We start from the raw sequence: 18,666 nt of genomic DNA, 5'->3' as shown, positions 1-18,666 counted from the left end.
TTTCAAGGAAGATGTTTTTGTCGTCGCTAGGATCTTTGGGCAACAACAATTTCTGCAAAGCCAGCTCGACTTCTTCCAGGCGTTTTTTGCCGCTGTCGATCTCTTCCTGCGCGAATTCTTTCATTTCCGGGTCGGCCAGCATGGCATGCGCCTCTTTCAGGTCGGACTCGGTTTGGATGTAGATATGGTATTGCTCAACAATAGGCGTAATTTCCGTATGTTCCTGCATGATCTTACGGTAGTTATCCATGTTGTCAGTCACGCCTTCGCTGCTGAGCAGGCGGTTGAGTTCTTCGAGGCGCTCGCTTAAGTTAGCGAGTTTTTGCAGCATGCTTGGTTTCATTGTGTTTACCTAATATTCAAAGATTGGCGGCTGCCAATCTTGAAAAAATTATTCTTTGATTTGAAAGAGTTGTTTCACCAGGTGCTCCATGTGGGCGTGAGCATCTCCCTGGCTATTGTTTAGTGCATGGCTGGGGCCATGCAGAAATTTATTGGTCAGTGCATTGCTGAGGGCTTCGAGTGTTTTTTCCGGGCTTTCGCCTTTTTGCAGCAATTTGAGGGCTTTTTCCAGCTCGGCTTTGCGCACCGTGTCTATCTGGTCGCGCAAGGCTTTAATAGTAGGCACCGCTTCGCGNNACCATAAACATCGGCCGGTGCTTACGTGCTTTAATCGCGCGCTCTACCATGCCGAGGCCGACGATTGGCAACTGGCTGGCAGTGCTGGTGATGACAATGTCAAATTCTGGAAAGCGCTCGGGCAAGTCATTGAGCAAAATCGCCTGTACGTTCAGGCCCTGGCCACGAATTTTCTCTGCCAGTTGTTCACCACGCTCCAGGGTACGGTTGGCAACGGTGATTTTTTTCGGCTTTTGGGCGGCAAAGTGATCTGCGCAGAGCTCTATCATTTCACCGGCGCCGATAAACAGCACGCTTTGTGAACTCAGGTCACCAAAAATACGCTGTGCCAGTTTAACGGCAGCAGCGGCCATCGAAATCGAACTGCCGCCAATGTCGGTATTGGTACGCACTTCTTTGGCCACTTCAAAGGTGCGCTGGAACAATTTGTGCAGCATGGTGCCCAGGGTGCCAGAATCTTGCGCAATTTTAACCGACTGCTTGAATTGTCCCAGAATCTGCGCCTCGCCCAATACCATGCTGTCCAGGCCGCTGGCGACGCGAAAAGCGTGTTTCACTGCCTCGTGGCTGCTTAAGGTGTAGGTGTAAGGTAAGAGCTTGTCGGCTTCCAGACGATGGTAGTTAGCCAGCCAGTCAATGACGACCTCGGGGCGGATAGACTGCACATAGATTTCTGTACGGTTGCAGGTCGATAAAATAGCCACTTCTGCCACGTTGTGTCGGGCCAGATCCGCCAGCGCATGCGGCAAGGTGTCGTTGTTAAACGCAACGTTCTCGCGGATGGCAATGGGGGCGGTGGTGTGGTTGACACCAATGGTATACAGTTGCATGGCGCTATTTTACCTGCGGGACAGGGTGAAAAGACAAACAAATCGGCGCTTGCAAACAGTTCATGGGCGTTTGGAATTGAAATCCATGGCTAAAGTGCCGACATTTTCTTATATTCACGCGCCACAAGCAAGAATCCTGTCAATTTGACACAAATTGGCGGTAAAATATTGGTTTTGCTAAATTTTTATTAGATTAATTCACGGAACCCAACCTACGGAACACCAGCATGGACAAAACTTTTCGCATCGCCCCAAGTATTCTTTCTGCCAACTTTGCCAAGTTGGGCCAGGAAATCGAAAACGTGATCAAATCCGGCACTGATATCGTGCACTTTGACGTGATGGATAACCATTACGTGCCTAACCTGACTATTGGCCCTCTGGTATGTGATGCCATTCGTGAGTTGTCTCACAACGCTGGCGCGCTGATCGACGTGCACCTGATGGTAAAACCTGTCGACCGCATCATCCCTGACTTTGCCAAAGCGGGTGCTGATATCATCACTTTTCACCCGGAAGCGTCTGACCACATCGACCGCAGCCTGGCATTGATTCGTGACAGCGGCTGTAAAGCTGGCCTGGTATTCAACCCAGCGACGCCATTGCATTACCTGGACTACGTGATGGACAAAGTCGACATGATTCTGTTGATGTCTGTGAACCCGGGTTTTGGTGGCCAGAAATTCATTCCAGCCACTTTGGACAAACTGAAACAGGCACGTGCACGTATTGACGCTTACACTGAAAAAACCGGCCGTCAAATTTGGCTGGAAGTGGACGGTGGCGTGAACGCGAACAACATCGCTGACATTGCTAAAGCCGGTGCCGATACATTTGTAGCGGGTAGCGCTGTGTTTGGTGCAGGTAAAGACACTGACCCTAACCGTTATGACACGATTGTTAGTCAGTTACGCGCTGCGTTGGCAACGGTCTAAATTTAAAGCGTTGCAAGGGTAATTCATATGCGGTTCCAAGTCAGGGTGGTGATGTTCGATCTGGACGGCACCCTGCTTGATACCGCACCGCAAATTGCCGAAGCCGCCAACCGTATGCTGGTGGCTTTAGGCAAGCCCATGTTACCCCAGGCACAAATTACTACCTATATTGGTGAGGGCGTGCAAAACCTGATCAAGCGTTGCTTGACCAGTAGCATGCATGGCGAGCCTGGCGAGCAAGAGTTTGCCAGTGCGCAAGTGCTTTATCATGGCTTTTATGATGCCAACGCCACTGACAGCCAGGCTTTTGCGGGGGTGTTACCGGCACTGCAACAGTTAAAAAAACAAGGTTATCGCCTGGCGTGTGTGACCAACAAGCCGGAAAAATTCACCCTGCCCTTGTTGCAACATGCCGGATTGGCTGACTTTTTTGAAATTGTGGTATCTGGCGATACCTTATCCAAGAAGAAGCCGGATCCGTTACCACTGTTGCATATTTGCCAAAAACTAGACACCTTGCCAGCTGAAGCGATGCTGGTCGGTGACTCTGAAACCGATATTCAAGCCGCGCATGCAGCCGGGTGCTTTGTCGTGACCGTGCCTTATGGGTATAATCAGGGTCGCGCGATTGATGCCAACACTGTGGATGCCACGGTGCAGCAACTCACCGAAGTGGTGAATTTGCTGGAGTTACCTGCTCTCTTAAGCGGGCATAACAAAAAATTTACCCATATATCATGATGTTTTGTGCTCATCATTCTTCCAGTTGGCCAGTATTAAGCTGGCGTCGTTCGTGGCGAGGCTAGCCCTGCCCCACGCGCAGGTGTACGCCATTTGCACCACGCTGTCGTGACGTTTGCGCGCGACACATTCAACGAATCAAACTGGAAAAAAGCATCATGTTAAGCACTTTGAGCAAGACCGAATTTGACGCGCTGGCGGCGCAAGGCTATAACCGTATTCCGCTAGTGATGGAAACCTTTGCCGATATGGATACGCCTTTGTCGCTGTATCTGAAACTGGCGAATCAACCCTACTCTTACCTGCTCGAAAGCGTACAAGGCGGCGAACGCTTTGGTCGTTATTCGATTATTGGCCTGCCAGCCACCACGCGCATTGTCGTGCGTGATGAGGTCCTGCAAGTCATTCAAGGCGATCAAGTCATTGAATCGCACACCGATCAAAACCCGCTCGATTTTATCAAGTCTTACCAGGCCCGTTTTAAAACACCGCCATACGATGGCTTGCCACGTTTCACCGGCGGCCTGGCGGGCTATTTTGGCTACGAGACCATTCAATACATTGAAAAGCGTTTGGGCAAAAAGAAAAAGCCGGATGCGATTGGTGTGCCTGATATCTTGCTGATGGTGTCAGAAGAAATTGCGGTGGTGGATAACTTATCTGCCAAATTGTATTTTATTGTCTACGCTGACCCGGCTAAAGCCAATGCCTACGAAACCGCCTGCGCACGCATGCATGCCTTGCTGGAGAAGTTGCGTACACAAGTCGAGATTCCCGCAGCCTTGCCAACCAGCAAAACCCCGGCCGTGTCAGAGTTTGGTGAAGAAAACTTCAAAGCGGCGGTTAAAAAGGGCCAGCAATATATCCTCGAAGGCGACATTATGCAGGTGGTGCTCAGCCAGCGCATGGTGCAAGACTTTGATGCATCGCCACTGAGCCTGTATCGTGCCCTGCGCAGCCTCAATCCATCACCTTATATGTTCTATTACGACATGGACGACCACCATGTCGTCGGGGCGTCACCAGAAATCCTGGTGCGTCTGGAAGACACCACGGTGACTTCGCGCCCGATTGCCGGTACGCGCCCACGTGGCAGAAATCGCGATCATGACCTGGCGCTGGAAGCCGAGTTGCTGGCTGACCCCAAAGAACGTGCCGAGCACGTGCAACTGATGGATTTGGGCCGCAATGATGTCGGCCGTGTCGCGCTGACGGGGACGGTGAAAGTCACTGACAATATGACCATTGAGCGTTACTCGCATGTGATGCATATCGTCAGCAATGTCGAAGGCCAGCTCAAGCCAGGCATGGATGCAATTGATGTCCTTAAAGCGACATTTACTGCAGGCACGGTGTCCGGCGCGCCCAAAGTACGCGCCATGGAAATCATTGAAGAGCTGGAGCCTTCCAAGCGTGGTATTTACGCTGGCGCAGTAGGATATTTAGGCTTTAACGGCGATATGGATGTGGCGATTGCCATCCGTACGGCGGTGATTAAAGACAACAAGCTTTATGTGCAGGCGGGTGCTGGTATTGTGGCCGACTCGGTGCCGCAATCTGAGTGGGACGAAACCCAAAATAAAGCCAAAGCAGTGATTCGTGCCGCCGAACTGGTGCAGGCCGGCCTGGATAACCAAGCCGCCAATATTCAAACCCATGCAGGAAAGGGAGCCTGATATGTTGTTGATGATTGATAACTACGACTCTTTTACCTACAACCTCGTGCAATATTTCGGCGAGCTGGGTCAAGATGTACATGTACACCGCAATGATGAGATCACGCTGGAACAGATTAAAGCAATGCAGCCGGAGAAAATCGTGATTTCCCCTGGTCCTTGTACGCCGAATGAAGCAGGTATTTCTGTGCCACTGATTCATGAGTTTGCTGGCAAGATTCCGCTGCTGGGCGTGTGCCTGGGCCACCAGAGCATCGGCCAGGCCTTTGGCGGCAAAATCATCAAGGCCAAAACCCTGATGCATGGTAAAACCTCATTGATCCACCATACTAATACCGGTGTCTTCAGGAACCTGCCTAACCCTTATACCGCGACGCGCTACCACTCGCTGGTGATCGAGCGTGAAACCATCCCGGATTGCCTGGAGATCACTGCCTGGACTGAAGATGGCGAGATCATGGGCGTCAAGCATAAAACACTGGCCGTGGAAGGTGTGCAATTCCACCCCGAATCTATCTTGACCGAGTACGGACATGAGTTGCTGGATAACTTCCTGAAGGGCTATTAATGGTGAGTATGACGCCTAAAATCGCCTTGCAGCGACTGATTGACCATACCGATTTCACGCATGAAGAAATGCTGCAAATCATGCAGCAGATCATGAGTGGTGAGTTTACCCAGATCCAGATTGCGGGCTTTTTGTCTGCTTTGCGCGTCAAAGGCGAAACTGTCACTGAAATTGCCGCTGCCGCGCAGGTGATGCGTGAGCTTTCCAGCAAAGTGGATATCAGCGATACGCGTCATTTGATTGACACTTGTGGCACGGGTGGTGCGCCTAACAAGGTATTTAATGTTTCAACGGCATCAGCCTTTGTTGCCGCCGGCGCGGGTGCAAAAATAGCCAAACATGGTGGCCGTGCAGCGTCTTCAAAAAGCGGCTCTGCCGATGTGCTGGAAGCGCTGGGCGTGAATATCGCGTTGACGCCAGAGCAAGTGGTGCGTTGCGTCAATGAAGCAGGCATTGGTTTTATGTTTGCACCAAATCATCACGCCGCCATGAAGTATGCCGCGCCCGTGCGTCGTGAACTTGGGGTGCGTACCATGTTCAACTTGTTAGGCCCAATGACCAACCCGGCCGGTGCCAAGCGTCAGGTCATGGGTGTATTTCATCGCGATCTTGTGCCCTTGCTGGCTCAGACTTTGCAAAAGCTGGGTAGCGAGCATGTGATGGTGGTACATAGTGCGGATGAAATGGACGAAATCTCTTTCTCTGCCGACACTTATGTGGCAGAACTCAAAGACGGACAAGTCAGTGAATACACTTTGAACCCGGCTCAGTTTGGCATGCCATTACATGACATCAACAGCATCCGGGTGGAAAGTGCACAGCATTCCAGCGAGATTATTCTGGGCTTGCTGTCTGGTGAAAAAGGCCCGGCGCGCGATATTGTATTGCTGAATGCCGGTGCTGCCATTTATGTGTCTGGCCTGGCAAATGATTTGTCATCGGGCATGACGCAAGCGGCGCAATCCATTGACTCAGGCGCGGCCTTGAATAAACTGCAACAACTGAAAGCCTTGAGCCAGGCGGCATGAAACGCTACGCCTTGATTGCACAATTCTGTGCGCTGGTCTGTTTGCTGGCTGCATGTCAGCAATCGTCGCAACAGGGCGCAAGCGGCTATGGTACAAACAATCAGCCGCAGTCAGCCGTTGAAGTTAAATCACCGGCTCAAACGCTTAACCTGCAATCACTGTCTTCTGGCCTGACCGCGGAAGACAATGCAGCCGTTAAGCAGGCCTTTGCCCAAAAGAAAAGCCATGTCTGGCTGGAGGGGAGTGGTGTGGTGAAAAAACTGCTGCCTGACGATAACAAAGGTGCCCGGCACCAGCGTTTTTTGGTCAGTATCTCGCCTGAACAAACCTTGTTATTTGCGCATAATATTGACCTGGCACCACGGGTGGAAGCATTGAGCGTAGGTGATGTGGTGACTTTTAAAGGCGAGTATATTTACAACCCCAAAGGTGGCATCATGCACTGGACGCATCATGATCCGCAGGGTCGCCAAGATGGCTGGATTAAACATCAGGGTCACACTTACGAATAAGCCTTGTCAGCGCTATAGCGCTGACAGTTAAACGATAAAACATGCGAGTACATTATGTCTGATATCTTAAATAAAATTTTAGCGACCAAACGCGAAGAAATCGCTAAGGCACAAGCGATCAAGCCGCTGAATGCGATGCGTGATGAAGCGCTGGATCAGCCTGATTGCCGTGATTTTATCGGCAATATTGTTGATAAGGTCGATGCAGATAAACCGGCGGTGATTGCTGAAATTAAAAAAGCCAGTCCATCCAAAGGCATTATTCGCGCGGATTTCAATCCGGCCGAAATCGCCAAAAGCTATGAAAAAGGCGGCGCCGCTTGTTTGTCCGTACTGACAGATGAACAATATTTTCAAGGCTCCGCAGCTTATTTAAAACAAGCTCGCGCCGCTTGTAAGCTGCCGGTACTGCGCAAAGACTTCATGATCGACCCTTATCAGGTGTATGAAGCGCGCGCCATGGGCGCTGACTGCATTTTGCTGATTGTTGCCGCGCTGGAGTTGGCACAAATGCGTGAGCTGGAGCTCACTGCCCACAACCTCGGCATGGCGGTGCTGGTAGAAGTGCATGATGCTGATGAACTGGAATTGGCCCTGCAACTGGAAACGCCTTTGTTGGGTATCAATAACCGTAACCTGCGCACTTTTGATGTCAGCTTGCAAACCACGCTCGATTTGCTCGAAAACACCCCTGAGGACCGCTTTGTGGTCACAGAATCTGGCATTTTTACGCCTGAAGATGTCGCATTGATGCGTAGTCATGACGTGAATGGTTTTCTGGTGGGTGAAGCGTTTATGCGTCAGGACGATCCCGGCGCTGAACTGGCCAGGGTATTTGGATAAAGAAAAGGACGCTCATGAGTAATCAATTTCTCGCTATCCGCCCACGCCGTATGCGTAAAGATGATTTCTCGCGCCGTTTAATGCGCGAGAATGTCCTCACGGTGAATGACCTGATTTATCCGGTATTTGTGCTGGAGGGCGAAGGTAAGATTGAAGAAGTAAAATCCATGCCTGGCGTACAACGTCAAAGCATCGATGTGTTACTTAAAACGGCTGAAGAATGCGTCAAACTGGGTATTCCGGCGCTGGCCTTGTTCCCGGTGGTGCCACAGCAATACAAAAGCCTGGATGCCAAAGAAGCCTACAACCCGGATGGCTTGGTGCCGCGTACGGTCAAAGCCCTAAAGCAAGCCTTCCCTGAACTGGGCGTGATTACTGACGTCGCCCTGGATCCTTACACGACGCATGGCCAGGATGGCCTGATTGATGACACGGGTTATGTGCTCAATGATGAAACTGTTGAGGTCCTGGTCAAACAAGCCTTATGCCACGCAGAAGCAGGCGCCGATGTGGTCGCACCTTCTGACATGATGGATGGCCGTATCGGTGCCATCCGCGATGCGCTGGAAGAGCACGGGTATATCTATACCCGCATACTGGCCTACTCCGCCAAATATGCCTCTGCTTTCTACGGCCCGTTCCGTGACGCGGTTGGCTCCGCTGGCAACCTCGGTAAAAGCAACAAATACAATTACCAGATGGACCCGGCCAACTCTGACGAAGCGCTGAAAGAAGTTGCGCTGGACCTGGAAGAAGGCGCTGATATGGTGATGGTGAAACCAGGTATGCCGTATCTGGATATTGTACGCCGTGTCAAAGACGAGTTTGGTGTGCCAACCTATGCTTATCATGTCAGTGGTGAATACGCCATGCTCAAGGCCGCCGCACAGAATGGCTGGCTGGATGAGAAGGCGTGTGTGCTTGAAGCAATGCTTGGGTTTAAGCGCGCCGGGGCGGATGGCGTGTTGACTTATTATGCGATGGATATTGCGCGATGGTTGAAGGATTAGTTGTTTAACCCGCTCTTTTCGTCGGTGGTCACGTTATTTTAAAGTAAATTTTTGACCGATTTTTTTCGCCTCTAGGCGACCTTCTTTCTTATGCTTGTCCATAAGAAAGAAGGCAAAGAACANNTGACTCGCCGAGAGGCGAAACAAATAGTCACATAAAATCTAAATCAGTACAGTTAGCTGTAGCCGTGTTTTTAACACATGAAAGAAGCAAGCTTATTTCGGCGCAAACGTAAACGCATCACTATAAAACTCTTCCTCCGGCAGTCCTTGCTCCACAAACGTCTGCTTGGCAATATCCACCATACCAGGTGCGCCACACACATACACTTCAAACCCGCTCAAATCCGCATGATCATCCAGCACTGCCTGATGCACCAGCCCGCGACGACCATCCCAATCATCCCCATGATTGCCGTCTGAAATCACCGGGATATATTGAATATTCGGCATAAACTGCGCCCAGCGCTGGCAAAGCTCGTCCATATACAAGTCGCTGACCTGGCGCGCACCACGGTAGAGATACACAGGACGCTGGATTTGATTAAAAATCATGTGCTCTATCATGCCTTTAACCGGCGCAAACCCAGTGCCGCCCGCGACCATGATGATAGGCTTGTCATTTTGTTCGCGCAGGAAAAAGCTGCCTAGTGGGGCTTCTATACGCAGAATGGTTTTCACCGGCATTTCATTAAACACTTGCTCGGTGAAATGCCCACCGGCAATTTTGCGGATATGCAGTTCGATAAAGCCTTGTTCATGCGGCGCATTGGCGATGGAGAAGGCGCGACGGCGGCCGTCTTTGAGCAGGAATTCGACATATTGCCCGGCCATAAAGGTGAGTTGTTCGGTGCCTGGTAACTGTAAATGCAGCACCATGACGTCCTCACCCAGTTGTTCTTTGTGTTGTACACGCACCGGTAAAATGCATGGCTTGATCCCTTGTACCGCGTCGATCTGGCGGCATTCTATGACCAGGTCTTCTAGTGGGCGCGCACAGCAAAATAATGCCAGGCCTGCGGCTAGTTCTGCATAGGTCAGCGCATTGCCTTGAAAGTCGTCATGCATGACTTTGCCGGTCAACACTTTGCCTTTGCAGGCGCCGCAGGCGCCATTGCGGCAGCCGTATGGCAGGTTGATGCCTGCTTCAATGGCGGCTTCGAGCACGGTTTGGCTGGGGCGTACGTCAAAAGTATGACCACTGTTTTCAATCAAGACACGATTCATAAGGCGTTGTTTTCTGTCGGGTTAATCTTTGCGAGGTAAGTGCACCACGTTGTCTGCTGGCTTGCTGTCATCTACTTCGGTAAATTCGCCTTCAATCACTTCGTCGTTGGCGCTGGCACGATACTGCGCGCTGTTTTGATTGCCTGTTGCGCCTACGCCCGCATTGTTGCCGGGAATCAGCAGCAATATGACGGCGAGCACATCGCTGATGACGCCAGGGATCAATAGCAGTACACCGGCAAACATATTCCTGGCCGTTGAAAACATGGCGGCTACCGGATTGCTACCGGCCCCCATTTGCTGGAACATGCGTGCCGCAATCTGGTCTTTTTCATTGCGTATCAATTTCAAGCCCAGGTAACCGATAATGACTAGGTAGACCAATACCCACCAGCCATAGCGTTGGCTGAGTTCAATCAGGACGGCTATCTCCAGGAACGGAAAAGCCAGTAGAATAGCAAAGATGATAAAACGCATGTCAGAATCCTGTCTGTGAGTCAGCGCCCGTGACGCCAAAAGAGGAAATTATAATCGTGTTTACGCATGTGCCGAACAGGGCATGTGCTGAGCATATCGCGCAGACGCTGGTTACAGAGAAGTTGGCGGCATGCGTCAATATTTCAAGTCCTGTCACCTCGATCTATCATTGGCAAGGGCAGGTCGAGCAAGCGGAAGAGATTGGATTGACCATCAAAACGACTTGTCAGGGCTATGCTGCTTGTGCGACTAAGTTAAGGATGCTGCATCCTTATGAACTTCCGGAGATTGTAGGCATCCATGTGAACGAGGGTTTGCCAGAATATCTGGCATGGGTGGCGGCAGAAACAAGGGTGCAGGAGTAAATCGTTGATGACAATGTGGTTAAGAAGCTGGATCGTGCTGGTGGCGCTATTGCTCGTCATGCCACCCGTGCATGCGGCGTCGCAGTTTTCAAAACTGTTTACTGAAGATAGCAGCGAAGATTTCTTGCCCGTCGATGAGGCGTTTAAAGTCGAGGCCGGCTTGGTAGATGCCAGCCATGCACAGCTCAAGTTCACCGTGGCACCGGGACATTATTTATACCGTGAGCGTATTCAATTGGTGTTGCCTGCCGGAGACACTGCCAAAATCACATTGCCTGCGGGCGAAACTAAAAATGACCCTAATTTTGGTGAGCAGCAGGTATTTCACCATGACAGCTTAGCCGAGGTCACGTTTACGGGCGCCGCGCCTGACACATTGCAGGTGCGCTATCAGGGCTGTAGTGAAAAAGGCTTGTGCTATCCACCGCAAACCAAATCACTACCTTTGTCCAAGTCAGCCTCCTTTGGATCTGCGGTTTCTTCTGGCAGCACCACATCTGTTGCGTCAGGCGTTGCGCCTGTTGAAGAGGAGTTCTCCGGAAAACTATTATCTTCTGGCCGCTGGTGGCAGATTGTTGCGGGCTTTTTCGGGGCGGGCTTGTTGTTGGCATTGACGCCTTGTGTGTTCCCCATGATTCCAATTCTGTCCGGCATTATTGTTGGTAAAAATGCGCATGTTTCGCGCGGTAAAGCCTTCACGCTGTCATTGGCTTATACCTTGGGCATGTGCCTGACTTATACGCTGGCAGGGGTTGCGGCAGGTTTGTCGGGGCAGTTATTGAGCAACGCTTTGCAAACGCCCGCTGCTCTGATCACGGGCGCGTTGATTTTTGTGGTGCTGTCCTTTTCGATGTTTGGCTTTTATGAGTTGAAGTTGCCAAGCGCGGTTGAGAATTACTTTTTTAACTGGAGCCACCGCTTTAAAGGCGGTCATTTGCTTAGCGACTTTCTGATGGGCGCTATTTCTGCACTGATTATTAGCCCGTGCGTGGCCGCGCCGTTGGCGGGTGCCCTGCTTTATATCAGCCAAACCCATGATGTCACGCTGGGCGCAGTGGCTTTGTTTTCACTTTCTTTAGGTATGGGCGTGCCATTGTTGTTGATCGGCGCCTCTGCGGGCACATTATTGCCCAAAGCCGGTGAGTGGATGAATACGATTCGACGTTTGTTTGGTGTGCTAATGCTCGGTGTGGCGATCTGGGTCATCAGCCCGATTTTGCCGGTGGCAGCACAATTGGTGTTATGGGCGGCACTTTGCATTGTGCCTGCGATTTATTTGCGGGCAATTGATCCATTACCTGCCACGGCGGGCACGGTACAGCGCTTATTTAAAGGGTTTGCGGTCATCTTGCTGCTATATGGCATCGCCTTGCTCGTTGGTGCCTGGTCAGGGGCGCGCTCGCCGCTACAACCATTACAAGCCCTGATGGCAAGCTCGCCTGCCAGTGTGCAGCCATTGGCGTTTGAGCGCGTGCATAGCGTGCAAGCACTTGAGCAACGCTTGAAGGCTGCCCATGGCCAGCCGGTGATGCTGGATTTTTATGCTGACTGGTGTGTGTCCTGCAAGGAGTACGAGCAGTTTGTCTTCAGCGACCCCACCGTGCGGGCCGAATTGCAAGGCGTATTACTGTTGCAGGCCGATGTCACAGACAATCGTGCCGAAGATGCGGCGTTATTGAAACAGTTTGCCTTATTCGGGCCGCCCGGCATCGTGTTTTTCAATGCCCAGGGTCAGGCCGTGCAGCCGGTCATTAAAGGCTATCAGGATGCTGAGCGCTTTGTGCGTACCGTCCGCGCGCTAAAGTTAAAGCCAGTGGAGGCGTCACCACATGCGTAATGTTGCCCGCGTGGTCATGACGGTTTTATTGATGGTGGTGCTTGGCAGCGGTTTTCGCTGGTTATATCTTAACCGCCACCAGTTTATGGCAACAGAATCCGCATTGCCGAGCGCGGCTGACATTGCGCCAGTATGGGCCATCACCCTGTTCGATCATGGCGGTAAAGCATATCCACTGGCGCAATATAAAGGCAAGCCGCTTATTTTGAACTTCTGGGCGACCTGGTGTGAGCCTTGCCGCGAAGAAATGCCGGAGATTTCTGCTTTGGCCAGTGCACATCCTCAGATTGCTGTATTGGGCCTGGCGATTGATGAAGCGGCCGCCGTGCATGAGTTTATAGAAAGCACGCCCGTGAGCTATCCCCTGCTGATAGCCGAGAATGAAGGCATGCCATTGGCTGAAACATTGGGTAACCATAAAGGTGTGTTGCCTTATACGGTGGTGATCTCCGCGCAAGGCGAAGTGACGCAGATTTTCTTTGGCCGCGTCAATCGCCAAATGCTGCAAAATGCACTCAAGTTGTAGCGTTTTTCTTGCTTTTTTCTAGTGCGAACAGGCGGTCAAATACCGCCTGTTCGCTGCAAAACTCCTTCAATTGTCGGCTAAATTGGCGACTTTCAATTTTCTCTAAACTGCGAATTTCTCTGGACAAAATGCAATAACTTCGGCAAACTTCGACGCCATGAAGGTTGTACTTTTCTCCATGAGAGGCGTGTGAAATGGGCACCAAATCCATCCTGGTGATTCACGGACCCAATTTAAATATGCTGGGCACCCGTGAGCCGCAGCATTATGGCAGTCAAACACTGGCAGACATTAATCAGCGTTTGCAAGATTTGGCGCGCGCTGATCAGGTGCGTCTGGATACTTTTCAAAGTAATTCTGAAACCGAGATCATTGAGAAAATACACGCACTTTCCGTGAACCGCGTTGATTATGTCATTATCAATCCAGCGGCATTCACACATACCTCCGTTGCCATTCGTGATGCCCTTTCTGCGGTCAATGTGCCGTTTATTGAAGTGCATTTGTCGAATGTGCATGCACGCGAGTCATTCCGTCATCATTCTTATTTCAGCGATATCGCAACCGCAGTGATTTGCGGTTTGGGCGCAGAGGGATACTTCGCCGCATATCGTTACATCCAACAACTCTAATAACATTAAAACATTTACATTCGAGGCTTTTATGGATTTACGCAAACTCAAAAAACTGATTGATCTGGTAGAGGAATCGGGGATTTCCGAACTGGAACTGACCGAGGGTGAGGAAAAAGTACGTATTAGTCGCGCCATGGCGCCTGGCGTTGCGCCGGTCGCACAATATGTGGCTGCCCCGGCCCCGGTTGCGGCACCTGCCGCCGCGCCAGCTGCTGCGCTTGCCGCTGCCCCGGCTGAAGTGCTGGATGGCAAAGTGGTTAAATCACCGATGGTCGGTACTTTTTACCGCGCTTCATCCCCTGATGCCAAATCCTTTGTTGATGTTGGCAGCAGTGTAAGCACTGGCGATACTTTGTGCATTATTGAGGCGATGAAGCTGCTCAATGAAATTGAGAGCGAGTTCTCCGGCACGATTAAAAAGATTTTTGTTGAAAACGGCCAGCCAGTGGAATACGGCGAACCATTGTTCCTGATTGGTTAATCCGCTATGTTTGAAAAAAATCTGATTGCCAATCGTGGTGACCAGCTGCCTGCAGGCAGCGCAACAACGAAGTTAAATTGCGTTGTGGCTGCAAGCCACGCGGCTATTGAGACGCGGAGTTAATAATGTTTGAGAAGATACTGATTGCCAACCGCGGCGAAATAGCCTTGCGTGTGCAACGCGCCTGCCGTGAGCTGGGGATTAAAACGGTGGCGGTGCACTCTGAGGCCGACCGCGATGCTAAATATGTCAAATTGGCCGATGAGTCTGTGTGTATTGGCCCTGCGCCGTCAGCTAAAAGTTACCTGAATATCCCTGCGGTGATCAGTGCTGCAGAAGTGACTGATGCGCAAGCGATTCACCCTGGTTATGGCTTCCTGTCTGAAAACGCAGACTTTGCCGAGCGTGTTGAACAAAGTGGTTTTGTGTTTATCGGCCCGCGTGCCGAAACCATCCGTTTGATGGGGGACAAGGTTTCCGCTAAAGATGCCATGAAAAAAGCGGGCGTGCCTTGTGTGCCAGGCTCTGATGGCGCCTTGAACGACGATCCGGCCGAAATCATGAAAACGGCCAAACGCATTGGCTATCCTGTCATTATTAAAGCCGCTGGTGGCGGTGGCGGTCGTGGCATGCGCGTGGTGCATACCGAAGCGGCGTTGCTGAATGCGGTGAATATGACTAAAGCCGAAGCACAAACGGCTTTTGGTAACCCCATGGTTTACATGGAAAAATTCCTCGAGAATCCGCGCCATATTGAAATCCAGATATTGGCTGACCAGCATGGTAACGCGGTGTACCTGGGTGACCGTGACTGCTCCATGCAGCGCCGCCACCAGAAAATCATCGAAGAAGCGCCTTCGCCACTGTTAACGGAAAGAATCCGTGACAAGATTGGTGAGCGTTGTGCAGAGGCGTGCCGCAAGATTAAATACCGTGGTGCAGGCACGTTTGAGTTCCTATACGAAAATGGTGAGTTCTATTTCATTGAAATGAACACACGTTTGCAGGTGGAGCATACCGTGACCGAAATGATCACGGGTATCGATCTGGTGCAACAACAGATATTTATTGCTGCGGGCGAAAAATTACCGTTCCGTCAGCGCGATATCGTCTTGAATGGTCACGCCATTGAGTGCCGTATTAACGCTGAAGACCCGTACACTTTTGTGCCTTCCCCAGGCTTTATCAACCGCTTCCATATGCCTGGCGGCCCTGGCGTACGCATGGATACCCATGTCTATGGCGGTTATACCGTGCCACCACATTATGACTCCATGATCGGCAAGCTGATCACGCATGGTGCGACCCGCGAACAGGCGATTGCCAGAATGCGCGTGGCTTTGTCTGAGATGTATGTTGAAGGCATCAAAACCAATACTGCGCTGCATTCTGACCTGATGGCCGATTTGGCCTTCCAGCAAGGCGGTACCAGCATTCACTATCTGGAGCAGAAGCTGGGTATCAGCTCGAAATAATGTTGCATTGGCTGTTACTTAAAATTCAATCGACCGAGCCGCAGGCCGAGTCGCTCAGTGACGTGCTCATGGAGCATGGTGCATTGTCTGTCAGCATAGAAGATGCGCACGCCGACACGATGGCCGAGCAGGCCATTTTCGGCGAACCTGGCGATCCGCCGCCCGGTATCTGGGAACAGAATATCGTCACTGCCATGCTGGATGCCGAGGCAGATGTGCAGGCGCTACTGGCGAATGTGCAGTCTGACTTGCAACTGGATGGCTTGAAGTACCAGGTGGAACAGATTGAAGAGCAGGACTGGGTGCGTGCGACACAGGCCCAGTTTGATCCGATCCGCGTGACCGATCAGTTGTGGATTGTGCCTTCATGGCATCAGGCGCCAAATGCCGATGCCATCAATATCGTGCTGGATCCAGGCCTGGCCTTTGGTACCGGTAGTCATCCAACCACGCATTTATGCCTGAGCTGGCTGGCGCAATTGCCCAAGTCTTTATTGGCCAAGGCCAATGTGCTGGATTACGGCTGTGGCTCTGGGATTTTGGCCATTGCAGCTAAAAAGTTAGGTGCGCAGAGTGCCATCGGTGTTGATATTGACGGGCAAGCCGTGATTGCCAGCCGCGATAATGCGGCTAATAATCAGGTGGATGCCGTATTTTATGATTCTGCAGACTACCTGCATGAGCCATTTGATATTGTGGTGGCCAATATTCTCTCCAGTGCGCTGATGGTATTGGCGCCAGTGATTGCCAAATCTTGCAAAAGTGGCGGCAAAGTTGCATTATCCGGCATATTGGATAGCCAGCAAGACATCTTGCTGGCACGTTACTCAGAGTGGTTTGAAATGGATGCCCCCGTCCAGCAAGATGGATGGGTCTTGCTGACGGGAAGCAGAAAATGTCCTTGATTACGGCCTGCCCGGCCTGCCAAACACAATTCGAAGTCACTGACGAACAATTGCAAGCCTATGCAGGCAAGGTGCGCTGTGGCGAATGCGACCATGTGTTTGATGCTGGCTCGCATTTGCTATCGTCAATTACGCCACCCTTGCCGGCCGCCGATACGACTGAAGTGGCCAGCGATGCCGCCGTGTATTTTAAAGTGAGTGCCGAAGCGGCACAAAGCGACAATACCTCCGTAGTGCCAGATTTTTCGCTGCGACCAGACCTGCCATTAGACGATGTTTTTTCCACGCCATTGCATGCAGAAGGCGCGGATTCAGAACCTGTTATCCCGGCATTTTTACGTGATATCTCCCTTGCCGATGAGCGGCCAGTGCCCGTGGAAAGCGCTGCCAGCCAACGTGTGTTTATCGCGCTAGTAGGCGCCCTGCTGTTACTGCTTGGCTTGCAATTAACTTATTTCTCGCGCACCAGTCTGGCGGCCACTTACCCGCAAACCAAATCGCTCTTGCTGGCATTGTGCAAGCCGCTGCATTGTGACATCGGTGTGCCGCGCGAGATTGCCCAGTTGACCATTGATGACGCTGATATTCAGGAGCATAAAGAGCGTCAGGGCGTGCTCATTTTTTCCAGTGTGCTGATGAATCATGGCAGCGTTGCGCAGGCTTACCCTACAGTAGAACTGACGCTGACCAATACCGCTGATGAGCCGGTGCTGCGTAAAACTCTCGCACCATCGGAGTATTTGCCTGCCGCGGTCAAGGTTGCCGATGGACTGGCCCCGCAGCAAGAGCAAGCAGTGAAAACCTTGCTCGGCGTCGATGAAAAACTGGTCACCGGTTTCCGCGTCGCCATCGCTTACTAAGTACTCCCGTATTTAGCGGCGAGCAAGTTACGCCTGCGTTGCACCCACTTCCATCATTACTTTTCCCAGCACCTCAATAGCGGCGGTGCGTACAAAGCTTTTACGCCAGGCCAAGGCAATGCGTCGGCTAGGCGCCGGTTTGCTAAACGGGATGACCCGGATCAGCGGATTTTGATAGCGTGATACGGTTGCCATGGCCGGTAATACCGTGATGCCCAGGTTGGAAGCCACCATATTACGTATCGTCTCCAGTGAATTCCCTTGTAATACCTCCCCTTTACGGCTCAACTCCGGGCAGGCCTGCGTCACCTGGTTACTAAAACAATGACCAGTATTCAACAACAACACTTTCTCGTTACTTAACTCATCGGCGTGAATGGTCTTGCGCGCCGCCCATGGGTGGCTCACCGGCACGACGACATTAAAATCTTCATCGTAAAGCGGGATGGTTTCAATGCCAGGCACATCAAACGGCAAAGCAATGACGGCGGCATCAATGACACCATTTTTGAGTTGCTGCTCCAGGGTCGCGGTAATGTTTTCTTCCACCTCCAGCGGCATATGCGGTGCCGTTTTTATCAATGGCGGAATGATTTCCGGCAGCAAGTAAGGCCCTACCGAGTGAATCATGCCCAGTTTAAACAGGCCGTTGAGCGGGTCATTGCCATGTTTGGCCATGTCTTTGATTTTGGCCGCCTGCTCCAGCACGATATTCGCCTGCGCAATAATCTGCTCGCCGATCACGGTGGGTGTGACCTCATTGCGGTTGCGTTCAAACAATGACACGCCTAGTTCTTCTTCCAGCTTTTTAATACCCAGGCTCAGCGCGGGTTGGGTGACAAAACATTTTTCGGCTGCGCGGCGAAAATTACGTTCTTGTGCCACGGCTAACACAAACTTCAATTCAATCAGGGTCATGGCGGTGCTCTAATAAGGTGATGGCTGCTAGTGTAATTCTATTAATTTTATTAATCAATAATATCAAAACATACAATTATACAAATTAATATCGGTTGCCTAGAATGCAAGTCATGTACTCACTCGTACTTCATTCATAAGGAGAAAACATGTTGGCCTGGCTGTATACCGAACCGCC

20 protein-coding genes and 1 pseudogene are annotated in these 18,666 nt (G+C 51.4%); 16 read left to right on the top strand and 5 right to left on the bottom strand.

All coding sequences use genetic code 11. From position 1 onward, the window contains the following. Both B3355_RS10885 and hemA read right to left on the bottom strand, forming a co-directional pair. Window positions 1-343: PCRF domain-containing protein (locus tag B3355_RS10885; RefSeq protein WP_292783725.1), on the bottom strand; the 343-nt coding region annotated here is incomplete at its 3' end. 48 nt (window positions 344-391) lie between these two features. Further along, window positions 392-1,469: pseudogene (gene hemA, locus B3355_RS10880) on the bottom strand (glutamyl-tRNA reductase). A 227-nt stretch (window positions 1,470-1,696) separates the two neighbouring features. Here hemA and rpe point away from each other — a divergent pair. The 8 genes from rpe (at window position 1,697) to hemB (ending at window position 8,782) form a co-directional block, all read left to right on the top strand. Further along, a complete protein-coding gene (gene rpe, locus B3355_RS10875; protein WP_024930152.1) occupies window positions 1,697-2,404 on the top strand; it encodes a ribulose-phosphate 3-epimerase in 708 nt (235 codons plus the stop codon). 27 nt (window positions 2,405-2,431) lie between these two features. Further along, window positions 2,432-3,145, top strand: coding sequence for a phosphoglycolate phosphatase (locus B3355_RS10870; RefSeq protein WP_047515662.1), 714 nt, complete (start codon window positions 2,432-2,434; stop codon window positions 3,143-3,145). A gap of 158 nt (window positions 3,146-3,303) precedes the next feature. Next, window positions 3,304-4,821: an anthranilate synthase component I gene (gene trpE / locus B3355_RS10865; protein ID WP_292783720.1), complete on the top strand. Its 1,518-nt coding sequence runs from the start codon at window positions 3,304-3,306 to the stop codon at window positions 4,819-4,821. Between the two features lies 1 nt (window position 4,822). Continuing rightward, window positions 4,823-5,389 carry an aminodeoxychorismate/anthranilate synthase component II gene (locus B3355_RS10860; RefSeq protein ID WP_019880692.1) on the top strand — a complete coding sequence of 189 codons (567 nt, stop codon included), beginning with the start codon at window positions 4,823-4,825 and terminating at the stop codon, window positions 5,387-5,389. Further along, window positions 5,389-6,417 (top strand): anthranilate phosphoribosyltransferase, encoded by a 1,029-nt coding sequence (gene trpD, locus B3355_RS10855; RefSeq protein ID WP_292783717.1) that lies wholly within the window; start codon window positions 5,389-5,391, stop codon window positions 6,415-6,417. The genes B3355_RS10860 and trpD overlap by 1 nt, the downstream gene beginning before the upstream one ends. After that, window positions 6,414-6,929 (top strand): DUF3465 domain-containing protein, encoded by a 516-nt coding sequence (locus B3355_RS10850; RefSeq protein WP_292783714.1) that lies wholly within the window; start codon window positions 6,414-6,416, stop codon window positions 6,927-6,929. The genes trpD and B3355_RS10850 overlap by 4 nt, the downstream gene beginning before the upstream one ends. A 54-nt stretch (window positions 6,930-6,983) precedes the next feature. Then, on the top strand, window positions 6,984-7,772 hold the full coding sequence (trpC, locus tag B3355_RS10845) for an indole-3-glycerol phosphate synthase TrpC (RefSeq protein ID WP_019880689.1): 789 nt from the start codon (window positions 6,984-6,986) through the stop codon (window positions 7,770-7,772). A 14-nt stretch (window positions 7,773-7,786) separates the two neighbouring features. Then, the gene (gene hemB / locus B3355_RS10840; protein ID WP_292783710.1) at window positions 7,787-8,782 is read left to right on the top strand and encodes a porphobilinogen synthase; all 996 of its coding nucleotides are present in this window, start codon (window positions 7,787-7,789) and stop codon (window positions 8,780-8,782) included. 216 nt (window positions 8,783-8,998) lie between these two features. Here hemB and B3355_RS10835 read toward each other — a convergent pair whose 3' ends face one another. Further along, window positions 8,999-10,009, bottom strand: coding sequence for a CDP-6-deoxy-delta-3,4-glucoseen reductase (locus tag B3355_RS10835; protein WP_292783707.1), 1,011 nt, complete (start codon window positions 10,007-10,009; stop codon window positions 8,999-9,001). A gap of 21 nt (window positions 10,010-10,030) precedes the next feature. Beyond that, window positions 10,031-10,486 (bottom strand): FxsA family protein, encoded by a 456-nt coding sequence (locus B3355_RS10830; RefSeq protein ID WP_292783704.1) that lies wholly within the window; start codon window positions 10,484-10,486, stop codon window positions 10,031-10,033. Window positions 10,487-10,515: 29 nt separating this feature from the next. Between B3355_RS10830 and cutA the strand changes: the two genes are divergently transcribed. The 8 genes from cutA (at window position 10,516) to B3355_RS10790 (ending at window position 17,570) form a co-directional block, all read left to right on the top strand. Beyond that, on the top strand, window positions 10,516-10,851 hold the full coding sequence (gene cutA, locus B3355_RS10825; RefSeq protein WP_292783701.1) for a divalent-cation tolerance protein CutA: 336 nt from the start codon (window positions 10,516-10,518) through the stop codon (window positions 10,849-10,851). Between the two features lie 13 nt (window positions 10,852-10,864). Next, window positions 10,865-12,688 carry a protein-disulfide reductase DsbD gene (gene dsbD / locus B3355_RS10820; protein ID WP_292783732.1) on the top strand — a complete coding sequence of 608 codons (1,824 nt, stop codon included), beginning with the start codon at window positions 10,865-10,867 and terminating at the stop codon, window positions 12,686-12,688. Continuing rightward, a complete protein-coding gene (locus B3355_RS10815) occupies window positions 12,681-13,214 on the top strand; it encodes a TlpA family protein disulfide reductase (RefSeq protein WP_292783698.1) in 534 nt (177 codons plus the stop codon). The genes dsbD and B3355_RS10815 overlap by 8 nt, the downstream gene beginning before the upstream one ends. Window positions 13,215-13,408: 194 nt before the next feature. Beyond that, window positions 13,409-13,846: a type II 3-dehydroquinate dehydratase gene (aroQ, locus tag B3355_RS10810; protein WP_292783696.1), complete on the top strand. Its 438-nt coding sequence runs from the start codon at window positions 13,409-13,411 to the stop codon at window positions 13,844-13,846. 31 nt (window positions 13,847-13,877) lie between these two features. After that, a complete protein-coding gene (gene accB, locus B3355_RS10805) occupies window positions 13,878-14,330 on the top strand; it encodes an acetyl-CoA carboxylase biotin carboxyl carrier protein (RefSeq protein ID WP_292783692.1) in 453 nt (150 codons plus the stop codon). A gap of 125 nt (window positions 14,331-14,455) precedes the next feature. Beyond that, entirely contained in the window at window positions 14,456-15,805 is a 1,350-nt protein-coding gene (gene accC / locus B3355_RS10800) for an acetyl-CoA carboxylase biotin carboxylase subunit (RefSeq protein ID WP_019880676.1), read from the top strand. 2 nt (window positions 15,806-15,807) lie between these two features. Next, complete coding sequence (gene prmA / locus B3355_RS10795; RefSeq protein ID WP_292783729.1) at window positions 15,808-16,710, top strand: 50S ribosomal protein L11 methyltransferase; 903 nt, start codon at window positions 15,808-15,810, stop codon at window positions 16,708-16,710. Next, a complete protein-coding gene (locus B3355_RS10790; RefSeq protein ID WP_292783687.1) occupies window positions 16,701-17,570 on the top strand; it encodes a DUF3426 domain-containing protein in 870 nt (289 codons plus the stop codon). Before prmA ends, B3355_RS10790 begins: the two co-directional genes overlap by 10 nt. A gap of 27 nt (window positions 17,571-17,597) precedes the next feature. Here the strand turns inward: B3355_RS10790 and B3355_RS10785 are convergent, their stop codons facing one another. Then, window positions 17,598-18,488 carry a hydrogen peroxide-inducible genes activator gene (locus B3355_RS10785; protein ID WP_292783685.1) on the bottom strand — a complete coding sequence of 297 codons (891 nt, stop codon included), beginning with the start codon at window positions 18,486-18,488 and terminating at the stop codon, window positions 17,598-17,600. Window positions 18,489-18,666: the final 178 nt, after the last annotated feature.

The sequence above is a fragment of the Methylophilus sp. UBA6697 genome (assembly GCF_002454655.1).
Taxonomy (GTDB): domain Bacteria; phylum Pseudomonadota; class Gammaproteobacteria; order Burkholderiales; family Methylophilaceae; genus Methylophilus.
Note: the sequence above shows the minus strand (reverse complement) of the source record. Positions and strands in the feature narration are given on the sequence as shown.

What these genes read in the sequence shown, in the direction of transcription:
- B3355_RS10790 (WP_292783687.1), top strand. Translation starts at nt 16,701, where the DNA reads ATGTCCTTGATTACGGCCTGCCCGGCCTGCCAAACACAATTCGAAGTC.
- accC (WP_019880676.1), top strand. Translation starts at nt 14,456, where the DNA reads ATGTTTGAGAAGATACTGATTGCCAACCGCGGCGAAATAGCCTTGCGT.
- trpE (WP_292783720.1), top strand. Translation starts at nt 3,304, where the DNA reads ATGTTAAGCACTTTGAGCAAGACCGAATTTGACGCGCTGGCGGCGCAA.
- rpe (WP_024930152.1), top strand. Translation starts at nt 1,697, where the DNA reads ATGGACAAAACTTTTCGCATCGCCCCAAGTATTCTTTCTGCCAACTTT.
- trpC (WP_019880689.1), top strand. Translation starts at nt 6,984, where the DNA reads ATGTCTGATATCTTAAATAAAATTTTAGCGACCAAACGCGAAGAAATC.
- B3355_RS10830 (WP_292783704.1), bottom strand. Translation starts at nt 10,486, where the DNA reads ATGCGTTTTATCATCTTTGCTATTCTACTGGCTTTTCCGTTCCTGGAG.
- accB (WP_292783692.1), top strand. Translation starts at nt 13,878, where the DNA reads ATGGATTTACGCAAACTCAAAAAACTGATTGATCTGGTAGAGGAATCG.
- dsbD (WP_292783732.1), top strand. Translation starts at nt 10,865, where the DNA reads ATGTGGTTAAGAAGCTGGATCGTGCTGGTGGCGCTATTGCTCGTCATG.
- hemB (WP_292783710.1), top strand. Translation starts at nt 7,787, where the DNA reads ATGAGTAATCAATTTCTCGCTATCCGCCCACGCCGTATGCGTAAAGAT.
- trpD (WP_292783717.1), top strand. Translation starts at nt 5,389, where the DNA reads ATGGTGAGTATGACGCCTAAAATCGCCTTGCAGCGACTGATTGACCAT.
- B3355_RS10815 (WP_292783698.1), top strand. Translation starts at nt 12,681, where the DNA reads ATGCGTAATGTTGCCCGCGTGGTCATGACGGTTTTATTGATGGTGGTG.
- aroQ (WP_292783696.1), top strand. Translation starts at nt 13,409, where the DNA reads ATGGGCACCAAATCCATCCTGGTGATTCACGGACCCAATTTAAATATG.
- B3355_RS10835 (WP_292783707.1), bottom strand. Translation starts at nt 10,009, where the DNA reads ATGAATCGTGTCTTGATTGAAAACAGTGGTCATACTTTTGACGTACGC.
- B3355_RS10870 (WP_047515662.1), top strand. Translation starts at nt 2,432, where the DNA reads ATGCGGTTCCAAGTCAGGGTGGTGATGTTCGATCTGGACGGCACCCTG.
- B3355_RS10785 (WP_292783685.1), bottom strand. Translation starts at nt 18,488, where the DNA reads ATGACCCTGATTGAATTGAAGTTTGTGTTAGCCGTGGCACAAGAACGT.
- B3355_RS10850 (WP_292783714.1), top strand. Translation starts at nt 6,414, where the DNA reads ATGAAACGCTACGCCTTGATTGCACAATTCTGTGCGCTGGTCTGTTTG.
- B3355_RS10860 (WP_019880692.1), top strand. Translation starts at nt 4,823, where the DNA reads ATGTTGTTGATGATTGATAACTACGACTCTTTTACCTACAACCTCGTG.